This window comes from Helicobacter sp. 11S02596-1 (assembly GCF_002272825.1).
Lineage (GTDB): Bacteria > Campylobacterota > Campylobacteria > Campylobacterales > Helicobacteraceae > Helicobacter_J.
Map to the genome: position 1 here is coordinate 123553 of NZ_MLAM01000006.1, position 11213 is coordinate 134765.

The 11213-nt window shown below is 42.8% G+C and carries 11 protein-coding genes; all 11 read right to left on the minus strand.

What is annotated here, in order from left to right:
* Positions 1-3 precede the first annotated feature (3 nt).
* Positions 4-573: a tight adherence pilus pseudopilin TadF gene (gene tadF, locus BJI48_RS05140; protein WP_180763054.1), complete on the minus strand. Its 570-nt coding sequence runs from the start codon at positions 571-573 to the stop codon at positions 4-6.
* Positions 542-1051 carry a TadE/TadG family type IV pilus assembly protein gene (locus BJI48_RS05145; protein ID WP_095332615.1) on the minus strand — a complete coding sequence of 170 codons (510 nt, stop codon included), beginning with the start codon at positions 1049-1051 and terminating at the stop codon, positions 542-544. The genes tadF and BJI48_RS05145 overlap by 32 nt, the downstream gene beginning before the upstream one ends.
* Positions 1035-1769, minus strand: coding sequence for a tetratricopeptide repeat protein (locus BJI48_RS05150; RefSeq protein WP_095332617.1), 735 nt, complete (start codon positions 1767-1769; stop codon positions 1035-1037). Before BJI48_RS05150 ends, BJI48_RS05145 begins: the two co-directional genes overlap by 17 nt.
* On the minus strand, positions 1770-2603 hold the full coding sequence (locus BJI48_RS05155; protein WP_095332619.1) for a type II secretion system F family protein: 834 nt from the start codon (positions 2601-2603) through the stop codon (positions 1770-1772).
* Entirely contained in the window at positions 2603-3511 is a 909-nt protein-coding gene (locus BJI48_RS05160) for a type II secretion system F family protein (protein ID WP_095332621.1), read from the minus strand. Before BJI48_RS05160 ends, BJI48_RS05155 begins: the two co-directional genes overlap by 1 nt.
* A complete protein-coding gene (locus BJI48_RS05165; protein WP_095332623.1) occupies positions 3504-4871 on the minus strand; it encodes a CpaF family protein in 1368 nt (455 codons plus the stop codon). The genes BJI48_RS05160 and BJI48_RS05165 overlap by 8 nt, the downstream gene beginning before the upstream one ends.
* Positions 4862-5935 (minus strand): hypothetical protein, encoded by a 1074-nt coding sequence (locus BJI48_RS05170; RefSeq protein ID WP_095332625.1) that lies wholly within the window; start codon positions 5933-5935, stop codon positions 4862-4864. The genes BJI48_RS05165 and BJI48_RS05170 overlap by 10 nt, the downstream gene beginning before the upstream one ends.
* Positions 5936-6002: 67 nt before the next feature.
* Entirely contained in the window at positions 6003-7406 is a 1404-nt protein-coding gene (locus BJI48_RS05175; RefSeq protein WP_180763055.1) for a pilus assembly protein N-terminal domain-containing protein, read from the minus strand.
* Positions 7393-8220 carry a hypothetical protein gene (locus BJI48_RS05180; protein ID WP_095332629.1) on the minus strand — a complete coding sequence of 276 codons (828 nt, stop codon included), beginning with the start codon at positions 8218-8220 and terminating at the stop codon, positions 7393-7395. The genes BJI48_RS05175 and BJI48_RS05180 overlap by 14 nt, the downstream gene beginning before the upstream one ends.
* A 12-nt stretch (positions 8221-8232) precedes the next feature.
* Entirely contained in the window at positions 8233-8688 is a 456-nt protein-coding gene (locus BJI48_RS05185) for a prepilin peptidase (protein ID WP_180763056.1), read from the minus strand.
* A gap of 1369 nt (positions 8689-10057) precedes the next feature.
* Positions 10058-10303, minus strand: coding sequence for a Flp family type IVb pilin (locus BJI48_RS05190; RefSeq protein ID WP_095332633.1), 246 nt, complete (start codon positions 10301-10303; stop codon positions 10058-10060).
* Between the last annotated feature and the right edge of the window lie 910 nt (positions 10304-11213).

The window sequence follows — 11213 nt, forward strand, 5'->3', positions numbered from 1 at the left end:
ATTTTATCTCACCAGCACGATACTAAACGATTGTGCGGGCAATGCTTGCTCGATCAGGCTTTTGGTGCTCAAAAAACCATTGGGAGCTTTCATACACGCATTCACACGCAAGATTTTGGCATATTCACTCTGCCCCACACGCACGCTCAAATTCGCATAGTCTGCTAGCGGGGTGGGATTGGCACAAGGGATATCTCCTACATCAAAATTGCTTTCTTTAGAGACCCTAGGGCTTGAGCCTGTATTATCAAAATGCAATACCTGCACGCTCAAGCCGAGCTTTGCCCCTCTAGCAATCGCATCTTTTTGGAGATTTTTAGCGATTTTTTCGAGTTGATTGACATCATCAGATGAAATCTCTGGGCTAGGATAAAGCGAACGCTCCCGAAGAATGCTCGCTAAAGAATAGCTTAACCTATCCATTTTGGATCGGTTGATAAGCAGACCCCCCACATCCCCGACTAGTGCGATCAAAATCACCAACAAGCCAAATATAATCGAGGCTTCAATACTCACCGAAGCTTTTTGGGCGGTGAGGAAATTATTTTTTAGGTTTTGGTTTTTCTTTTTCATTATATTCATTTCTTTCTGAGTAATACACGGTTTTTGTGATCAATCTATCTTCGCTAGGCCCTAAGCGCAAGATCTTAAACATCGGCTGGAGTTTGGCAGTGATGGTGTAGATGATAAACTTATTTTGCTCATTATTTCCCGTGCACGTGCCACTAACAAGCTCATCAATGGAGCGACAAAACTCCAAAGATGTCTGGATATCCCCAGGGCGCAAAAACCCCAGCACTTGGGGCATACTCTCATTGATCGAGGCTTTGAAACGTGTCTCATAGCCCGCAGTCGGCAAAGAAGCGGAGGCAAAACGGGCGGCTTTACTCAAAGCATAATCAATGCTTGAAATCTGATAAATCAAAATCATTGTCTCTAAAAGACTTAAGATCAAAAGCATAAATGGCAAGAATAAAATCGCAAACTCAATCGCTGCCACCCCGCTTTTTTCGGCTATGAAATTGTTTAACCCATCAGTTTTTTTTGTCAAGATTCATCCTCAAAGCATAGAGATTGCGGACAAAATTCCGCGGGGAATTGGAGAGATTTTCTTTTTGGACAATCTCAACGGCTGCGTTGAAATCCTTATTTTTCGCCAAGGCTAAGACAAGATTATTGATGATTTTTTCACTTTTATGCCCGCGTGCATACAGAGGCATTAGATAAGCAATCGCTTGAGGGTAGTTCGCAGATAAAATCTCTAACATCGCAAGATTTGTGTTGATAATAGGGTCTTTTAAAAACAGACTTTTTGCCTCCAAAAAGCTTTGTTTTGCTTGTTTAAAATCCTTTTTTTCTGCATAAATAATGCCTTTGAGATTGTGCGCTTCTGCCATTTTTGGGCTTTTTTGGAGCAATTTTTCTAAAATAGCGAGCGCTTCATCTTTTTTGCCTATGGTTTGGAGTGTCTTGGCTTGCAAAAACATCGCTTCAGGATATTTTTGCCCATCAAGGAGCGGGGCGAGGTAGTAAAGCGTGGATTCATAATCGCCACTTTGATAATAATAACCAGCGAGTTTGATACGCTTTTGGGGGTCATCTTTTTTGGCAAGTTCTTCTTTGAGCGAGGCGATGAGATCTTTATAATTTTTTGCTGCAAGCAAGACTTTTTCTTTATAAACAGCATTTTTAAACAAATCAGGCTTAGAACTCGCACAACCTGTAACCAACAACGCTAGCGCACTAATCAATAAGTAATATTTTTTCATTTAAAATCCTTCCATAACTTTCATCACGCCCGGAGCAGCGATGATGATGATAACTGGGAACATAAAAAACAAGATCAGCGGGATACTCATTTTTGCAGAAAGCTTCCCAATCGCTTCTTCTGTCTTTAGCAACTCAAATTCTCTAATTTCCATCGACAAACCCATCAATGTTTCATAAACCGCACTCCCATAGCGCAAACTCTGCTTGAGTGTGATACACATCATACTTACCTGCGTGCTAGGCAAGTCTTTTTGGAGATCATCGATAGCAGATTCGAGACCATTTATCTGGCTTTTGAGGACGATTTGCTTGAGGAATGGCGCAAAACCTTTGTTGATTTGACTGACATTTTCGTCCAAAAACGCAATCGCCCGCTCGATATTCATCCCTGATTGCACGCAAATCCCTAGCAAATCGACAAACATCGGGATATCTTTGTTGATTTTTTCCACCCGAGAAGCCACGATGAATTTTTGCAGATACGATGGGAGCAAAAAGCACGCTATAATCGCAAGAATCCCAATCACGCCGAGCATACTTTGAGAAATCTGCCAGCCAAAAAGGGTTTTGATAAAAAACACGCACAAAAAAATCCCCATCGCACTTAAAATCTTACGGCTAATGGATTCATCAAACTTGCGGATAGCACGCAACAAGCCATCACTGCGTTCTAAAATCTCTTGCGTTTTGGTGTTTTTATTAGCACCAATATGCAACTCTTTGCTTATAGAGGGGGTCTCACTCACCCTACGGGCAATATCTTTGAGGATTTTTTGTTGGCGGATTGCCAGTGCTAAAACCACCACGCCAAATAATAAAAACAACGCATACATTATAGTTTCCTCATCAAAAACATAATAATCAACATCCCAATACCCTCACTTGTCAAAAAATAATACAAAATATAACGCCCTGAGGGGTTGTGCATAATGTAGTCGAAATTATCTGGGCTGATAAATTTCATCAAGATAAGAAAACAAAATGGGATAGCCGCAGTGATTTTAGAAGACATCCGGACTTCGGAGGTGATAGCTTCTTTTTTCTTCTCCATTGATTTTGCCTTTGTAAGCGCTGTAGAGAGGCGTGAAAGGACTTCTTTGATTTTTGCCCCACTTTTCATACTCACCAAAATTGTCGTGAGGAAAAAATAATAATGGCTAAAGGGCAATCGCCTAAAAGACGCTGCAAACACTTTCGCTGGGTCATCACCCACAGATAAGCTCCTTGTAACGAGTTTGAGTTCTTTAGAAAGCACCCCATCGATGGAATGGGAGCAGTCTTGGAGGGCTTGGGTGAGATTGCTCCCTGAAGAGATCGCCCCTGATAGAATAACTAAGGCTTCAGGAAATGTATTTTCAAACTCGGTTTTTATCTTGCGGGTATGCAAGCTATTGGCAATATACGCCCCCAGTATCACACCTAGTGCGATAGCGATAAGGACGGAAAACTGCAAAAACAACATATTAGCAATCACGCAAGCGATCATACTCAAAAAAGTAATCAAAAGCCCCTTGGGATTAAGCCTCTCGCCCCGCACATAGACATTGCGGAAAAAATAAGCGATATGATAAAGCACAAAACCAGACAGAGAAATATGATCGCTGGCTTTATTGGGGTCGGGATAATACACATCAACGATTTGCATAAATGTCTTTGCCTTTTTGTGTAAGACAATCAAGCGAATCCCCAATAACAAAAACACCCAGCCCACGCACAGCACCAACAAATAAAATTCAGCCATTGCTTAGCTCCTGTTTGTTGGTCTTATCAGATTTGTGGGACTTAGCAGATTGGGTAGGTTGATTTTTTGCTTGGGCTTCTTGGATAATATCTGCTAAGAATGCGTATTTATCAAACATAATCGCATTTTTTTCCAAGATAGAATCTTTTGGCAAGCCATAAAATGCGTAGCTCCCTTGTATTTTGCCCGCTTCATTTCGCTTCATATCCGGGATAAATTCAAAAATATCAAACAGCTTGATTTCGCCATTTTCAATGCCTAAAATTTCAGATATTTTTATCACTTTCCTGCTCCCATCATTGAGCCTTGCGATTTGCACGATGATATTCACAGCCGAGGCGATATTGTGCCGTATCGCTTCTAGGGGCAGATTAAACCCTGCCATCATCACGAGGTTTTCAAGCCTTGAAATCGCATCAAAGGGGCTATTGGCGTGCAAGGTTGTCATCGAGCCATCGTGTCCGGTATTCATCGCTTGGAGCATTTCAAAGGCTTCCCCACCCCGACATTCCCCGACAATGATACGATCAGGGCGCATTCTTAAGGCATTGATCACTAACATCCGCATCGTAACTTGCCCAGAATTTTCTACACCTGCCATCCGAGTTTCGAGCCTCACGATATGGGGTTGCCCGAGCTTGAGTTCGGCGGCATCTTCTAGCGTAACGATACGCTCATCATCGCCGATATGATGGGAGAGTGCATTCAAAAGCGTCGTCTTTCCACTCCCTGTCCCGCCGGATACGACGATATTGCAACGGGTGCGGGTGGCTAGCATTAGCAAGCTGGCGACCTCTTGGCTCATCGAACCAAAGCTGGCAAGCTCTAAAAGCGTGCGCGAACTTTTGTTGAATTTACGGATAGAAATCGATGTGCCATCCAGAGCAATCGGGGCGATGATGACATTCAAGCGGCTACCATCAGGAAGCCTCGCATCGACCATCGGCTGGGCGTCATCGATACGCCGCCCCATCTTCGCAACCATCCGCTTGGCAATATCAGTGAGCTGGTCATTATCGATAAAAGCGAGCTTGGTTTTTTCGAGTTTGCCGTTTTTCTCCACATAAATATCATTCGGGCCATTGACCAAAATATCGCTCACATCTTCATCTTCGACAAGCACACGCAACGGACCTGTGCCGATAATCTCATCAGCGATAATCTCACTCATCATATCAATTTCGTATTTGGAAAAATAGCGTTTATTTTGCGTGGCAATCTTTTGGATCAGCCCGTAGGTTTCTTTGAGGAGACGCTCTCTATCATCGATCATTTCTTCGATTTTGTCGATGTCGATTTCAGAAAGCACCTTTTCACGCACGAAGCGAATATCACTATGGATTTTGTCGTTTAAAACCATTTTTTCTTCCTCTTGAGGCTACAACCCACCAACAAATCCAAAAATTCTGAAAATGCTTTGCGCGTCTTGACACCCGGCAAAACTGATGGCGTGGCTTTGTCAATATCAAGATAAGGGATAACCCCGCTAATAGGGGCTTGCAAAATCCCCTCCAAATCGCCTTTGCCAAAAGAGGTTTTTATCTTGGCTGCATTGGTATTGAGGCAAACAAAAAGCTTTTTTGCCCCTTGATTGACCCCGAGTAGAAATTCATTCAAACGCAAGACTTCTTTTGCTTTGCGGAGGCTATCAAGCTCATAGCCAATCACTAACACCGCAGTGTCTGATTCATTCAATGCGAGTTCGATATTTTCTTTTTGCCAGCTTTGGATCGAATGGTCATAGATGATGAAATTATATTTAGCGTGCTTGGGATGATGGAAATTGCACGGCTCATCTTTTGGTTCGACAAACAGCGAGACATCTTTATCACAAAAGCACTCACGTTCAAAATTTTTTCCGGATAATAAATCGAGATTATACGAGCTATCTGCCCCTTGGATACAAATAACATCTGTCAAAAATCGCTCATAGATAAAGCGGGCGATCTGATAACTCACAAACGAATTACCCACGCCACCTTTTGTGCCTAAAATGCTGATTTTGATAGATTTTCGATTTTCGTTGTTTTCTTCAAATTCCATAATCTTGGCATAAATCTGGCTCATCTGCGTATCGGAGTTTAAGAAAATAATGCCAGCTTCTAAAAACTCTTGGCAAATCTTGATCGAATCATTTTTTGCCAAGATGACAATCGGGATATTCTTGCCAAAAATCCGCGAACATATCTGGATATATTCTTTGGTATTACCGATACTGCCCGCATCAATCACCACGCCCAAAAGCCGTGCTTGCACATCATTGCTATCAATGTCTAGGGGGTCTTTATGGATTTTTTTAATTTGGGTAAATCCTTTGAGTGAAAGGATCTCATAAATGCGATCCAAGCTAGCAATATCTTGAGAAAAAACCAAAATTTCTGGGATATTTTGGTTAGAAATCTTGTCTAAAAAAGGTATTTTCATTGTTTTCCTTTCATCTGATTCTTTGCGATGATTCCAGCCTGATAGCGTGCTATGTTATTTTTGGCATTCATTTGACAAATCCGACATTTTGCAAAAACTTTTTGATTTCTTGCTTTTCTGCTTTGGGGCGTTTATAAGGCATAGCAAAAAACGACTCTGCGATATTCCTGCTCTGATAGGTTGGGATAAAAACATCCTTATTTACGGGCTTTGCTAGATTGATCGTAGCGATAACGATGAGTTCTTGCTTCGCACGGGTAATGCTACTTTTGCGAAAAAGCGCCCCCAAAAATGGTATATCACCCAAAAACGGCACGGATCGCACGCTTTCATTGTCTTTTTCATCAAGCAAGCCAGCGATGATGAAGCTTTCCCCATCAGCGACTTGAATCACGCTTTCTGCTTGGCGTTTTTTGAGGTTTGCCGCACTCGCCCCATTGCGCTCGATGATACTTTGGATATTGCTGACTTCTTGAGAAATCCGCACGACAATTTTGTCGCGTGAATACACTTTGGGCTGGATCGTAAGGGATATCCCATAATCCTTTGCCGTCCCGGGCGAACTCACCGCCTGCCCGCCATAGGTAACCGAATTGGTAATCGGGGTGTATTGCCCCAATACGCTAAATTTCGCACTCTCCCCGCTCATCACCGAGAGATTGGGCTGGGCGAGGATTTTGGCACTTTGATCATCTTGCAAGGCATCGACAACAGCCAAAAAATTGAACTGCGAAAAGTTCAAAAACTGCCCCATCTGCACGATAGGGATCGCTGCTGTGCCACTATTAAAATCAATCCCAAGCTTGGAGATAAGATTTTTTTCGACATCAGCGACGATGAGCTTGACATTGACTTGGGGGTTAAGCTTGATTTTGAGATGATCGACTAAAAGCTCGCTTTCATAGCGTGTGAGGAATTTTAACGGGTCATCATCATTTTCGCCATCGCTGTTGGTTCTCTGCGATGTGGCATTGGTAGGCAGGGGCTTTTTCTCGATCTTTTCAAGCTCCACGCCCAGCGCTGCAGCTGCCATATTGTAGGCAATGTCTCTACTGCCCTCATCAGGGACTTCCCCGCTGATGATATAGCCTATTTCATCAGGCAAGGCGAGCTTATCGATTTTGATAGTAGAATCGGGGAGCTTCGCTTCAATGAGCTTGGCGAGCTCTTCTAAGCCCTCTTTGGTCGAATCGACACTCACATTCACTTCAAGCAACAACGCATTAGCTTTGCCAAAGACTTTCACACTCCCGGTGCCTAAGTCATTGCCATAGATGATGATTTGGTGCTGGGAGATGATTTTGTAATCCAAAATCTTAGGATCACTCACAAATGCCGCTGTGATTTCTTGGCTGGTTTTAAATAGCTTGGAACCGCCCTTTTTTAGCACGATTTCTTTAGCATTAAGCCCGGCTAAGCACAAACCTAGCAACACAAAAATAAAAAATAATTTGAATTTATTTTTGACCATCAACCCCTCCTTTGTATTCTTTGATAAAATCTTTTGGCAACACATTATCCGTGCTTAGCACGCCATTAGCCCCTGAAGCGGGGAAAATATAAAAATCCCCCACACTCTCCACCGCATAAATCTGCTTGATTTCATCTTGGGAAAGCTCCAAATGCAAAAACGTAGCGATTTTTTCTTCTTGCTTGATAGGATCAGTGATGATTTTTTTCTCTATAAATAAGATCTTTTTCTTACGCAAAAACACCATCAGATTGGCACTACTGATACTCCCATCACTGCCGTAACTTTGATTATTTTTATCCCGCTTAGGCACGATGGAAACATTGCGTTTGTTTTTGGTCTGGTATTTAAAATACACATCAGCATAATCACCTGTTTTGAGGTTTTGCAACACGACTAAATCCTCATCTTTGAGCGGGAAAGCAAAGGAAAAATACCCGTTTTTGGGCTTGATTTTGAGGTTATTGTATTCTTGACTCCCTAGAAGTGCGACATCGCCATATTCGAGACGTTTGCCCTTGCTAACACTTGATAACATCACCCCATCGACAACAAAATCTTTATTTTTATCTACGATATCGTTACCAAAATGCTTGTTTTCATCATCTTCGATTGTCTCTGCAGTGATGTCTAATGCCCCGATAGTCTCGCCTTTGTTAATATCTCTGGTGGCGATTAAAAACGTATAGTTTCGCTTAGTCGGTTGCTTGATAGCGACCTCGCCCTCTCTTTTTGAACCCGTATTGACCAACAAGCCCAATGCACCGATAAAAATGATGATAACAGATAAAATGATGATTAGTTTTTGATTCATACCCTACCTTTTTTAGATTATTGACTTTTGAAAAATAATGGGGATAAAAAACACCCAAAAACTCGTTACAATCGCCACCCCATAGGGGACGCTTCTATCCCTCTTGCGCAATAGGTGTAGCACAATCACAACCACCCCAACAACAAAACCGATGAGCGAAACCACAAACAAAAAGTCAAACAAAATTTCTGTCGGGACAAAACAACTCATCGCTGCGAGCAGTTTCACATCGCCCGCACCACACACACCCAAATGCCACAGAATATAGCCCACACCCAGCACAATTGCGCCGGTATAAAATTGCAATTCCATAACCAACAAAAGCAAGCTAGCAAGCCCTAAAATTAGCGTGAAGCCAACTTGGGGATTGGTGATTTTGCGATAAAAAATATCTGTGGCAATCACCCAAAATCCGAGCGCTAACCAAGCGATGGTGAGGATGATTTTGATAGGAAATATTATTTCCAATTGTGTCCTTTTTCCTAATATTATTTTCTACTCGGTTGGCTCTGCCAACCTGAAGACCACTGCGGCAGGCAAAGCCTGCCTGCGTTCCTAAAGTTCAGGGTTATTCTGTGCTTCGCACATCATCAACCCAGTTTCTAAGGTTTTTACTCGGTTGGCTCTGCCAACCTGAAGACCACTGCGGCAGGCAAAGCCTGCCTGCGTTCCTAAAGTTCAGGGTTATTCTGTGCTTCGCACATCATCAACCCAGTTTCTAAGGTTTTTACTCGGTTGGCTCTGCCAACCTGAAGACCACTGCGGCAGGCAAAGCCTGCCTGCGTTCCTAAAGTTCAGGGTTATTCTGTGCTTCGCACATCATCAACCCAGTTTCTAAGGTTTTTACTCGGTTGGCTCTGCCAACCTGAAGACCACTGCGGGCGGGAGACCCGCCCTGCGTTCCTAAAGTAACCATCTCATAGCCAAGCTTTGCTTGTCTATTTGAGGTATGTTTCTAAGGTTTCCATTTTGCTTACTCAATTTGGATTTTAAAATCCAAACCTGAAGACCATTCCACAGAATAAAACTCTGCTCCATTTAGGGAAATAGCCTTAAGATTGAAAAATCCTTTGTTTTTCTTTTTTTAGGCTTTCGCCTATTAGGAGGGGGCGGGTTCTACTTGCGAAGCGTCGCCCGCCCCCTTCCTAAGACCTTCCCCCACCCACTGCACGCCCCCCGTGCAATACAAGATTAAAAAGCGTAGTAGGCTTTGGTTTGAAGCAGTTTGAGATTTTAAAGCCATCTAAGGTTTGAAATCCTAAAACTGCTTTCTTCGTCGTGCTTGTGTGCTGTGAAAAATCGGAAAATTTTGACCCGCTCACCCAATCGTTGAAGTGCGCCCGCCGATTTTTCGCAAGGAAACACAAGCACATTTTATTTTTACTCGATTCGCTTAGCGAATCTGAAGACCGCTTCGCAAGGCAAAGCCTCGCTTCGCTCCTAAAGTTACCATCTCATACCCAAGCTACGCTTGTGTATTTGAGATAGGTTTCTAAGGTTTTCAATCCTATCCGCTAACAAACCAAAGCTATCTACGCCCTTTCATCTCGCCCACTAAGGGAGCGTGACGGGGGTTTTCACCCGCCCACCCATTGTTCTAAAGGGGTCTTTTTAACCCGCCCGCCCATAAAGGGCGGTCTTCGCAATTCTAAGCCCCCCTAGTCCCTTACTAGCGAGTATAAGAAAAAATAACTACCGATATGCCTATGGAAAAACCAAACAATGTGGTTTTAAACATTATTTTCCACTCGGTTTGTTTTGCAAACAAACCTGAAGACCACTACGCAGAGTAAAACCCTGCTTTGCTCCTAAAGTATGGGCGTCTGCTTTACCCTACTCACTTGCTTTGTTGCTTGGAAATACTCAAGCCATCTTGAATCGATCGGAAAGAATCCTTGATCCTGCTGATAAGCCCATCTTCGCCACCTGTGCCTAGCACCAAAAAAAGCATTGTCGAAATCGCCACAGCAATCAGGGCGTATTCGATCGCCGTTACGCCTCTTTGCGATTTGGCAAAATCTTCAAAACCGCCCCATACCCGCAACCCTAAAATAGTAAAAAATACAAAAATCTTAGAAATCATTATTGCCCCTTTGTGTTTAATTAGTATCAAAAATCGTAAAGCTCCCCCAAAATGTTTGTTCTTGAGAAACTTTTCGCTTTGAATTGTATATTACTTTTGCTTATGATAACTTTTATCATTACTAAATAATTTCTTAAAGTTATTTATTTTTTACTCGGTTTGCCTTGCAAAATAAGCAAACAAAGCAAATTAAAAAATTCTCTTGTTTTGTTTTCTCTTTTTGAGGCTTTCGCCTATTACCTTTTCTAATACTTTAAACTTTCTTATCGTAAAAGAAAAGGGGTATTATCCCACCCCTAACCCCGCCCTTAACCCACGAAAAGAATAAGCCTCTGTTCCTTTTCGGCGGAACATTTAAACGATGGGCGGGGAAGTCGCTTGCTTGTGTCCTTTAGGAACGTAGGCGGGCAAAGCTTGCCGAAGTGGTCTTCAAATTCGCTAAGCGAATTGAGTTCAAATAATAAAGCAAAATCGGCGGTTGCACTTCAACAACCTTGTTTCCGAATTTTCACAGCACACAAGCAACGACAAAAGAACATTTTATTTTTACTCGGTTTGTTTGGAAACAAACCTGAAGACCACTTCGGGCAGTCCAACTGCCCTGCGTTCCTAAAGGATGGGGTTATAGTCAAGCTAACGCTTGCCTTATCAACCCGTTTTCTAAGGTTTTCAATCTTAAATCACTTTCAACCCCAGTCCCTAGCCCTGTCATCATATCTGCTAAGGGGGCGGGTCAGGGGGTTGGGGAGTTTGAGGGGAAAGGGGGGCGGACTTCGCAATTTAAGCCCCCCTTCCCTTCAAAGGGCGAAGCCCAAACATCAAACCTTGCATATTACAAAATACATCAGGCGAAAGCCTTTATCTTTTCCACTCGGTTTGTTTAAAAACAAACCTGAAGACCACTACGCAG

Coding starts and splice junctions, on each gene's coding strand:
- tadF (WP_180763054.1), bottom strand. CDS start 573: ATGAAAAAGAAAAACCAAAACCTAAAAAATAATTTCCTCACCGCCCAA.
- BJI48_RS05155 (WP_095332619.1), bottom strand. CDS start 2,603: ATGTATGCGTTGTTTTTATTATTTGGCGTGGTGGTTTTAGCACTGGCA.
- BJI48_RS05170 (WP_095332625.1), bottom strand. CDS start 5,935: ATGAAAATACCTTTTTTAGACAAGATTTCTAACCAAAATATCCCAGAA.
- BJI48_RS05190 (WP_095332633.1), bottom strand. CDS start 10,303: ATGATTTCTAAGATTTTTGTATTTTTTACTATTTTAGGGTTGCGGGTA.
- BJI48_RS05175 (WP_180763055.1), bottom strand. CDS start 7,406: ATGGTCAAAAATAAATTCAAATTATTTTTTATTTTTGTGTTGCTAGGT.
- BJI48_RS05150 (WP_095332617.1), bottom strand. CDS start 1,769: ATGAAAAAATATTACTTATTGATTAGTGCGCTAGCGTTGTTGGTTACA.
- BJI48_RS05180 (WP_095332629.1), bottom strand. CDS start 8,220: ATGAATCAAAAACTAATCATCATTTTATCTGTTATCATCATTTTTATC.
- BJI48_RS05160 (WP_095332621.1), bottom strand. CDS start 3,511: ATGGCTGAATTTTATTTGTTGGTGCTGTGCGTGGGCTGGGTGTTTTTG.
- BJI48_RS05165 (WP_095332623.1), bottom strand. CDS start 4,871: ATGGTTTTAAACGACAAAATCCATAGTGATATTCGCTTCGTGCGTGAA.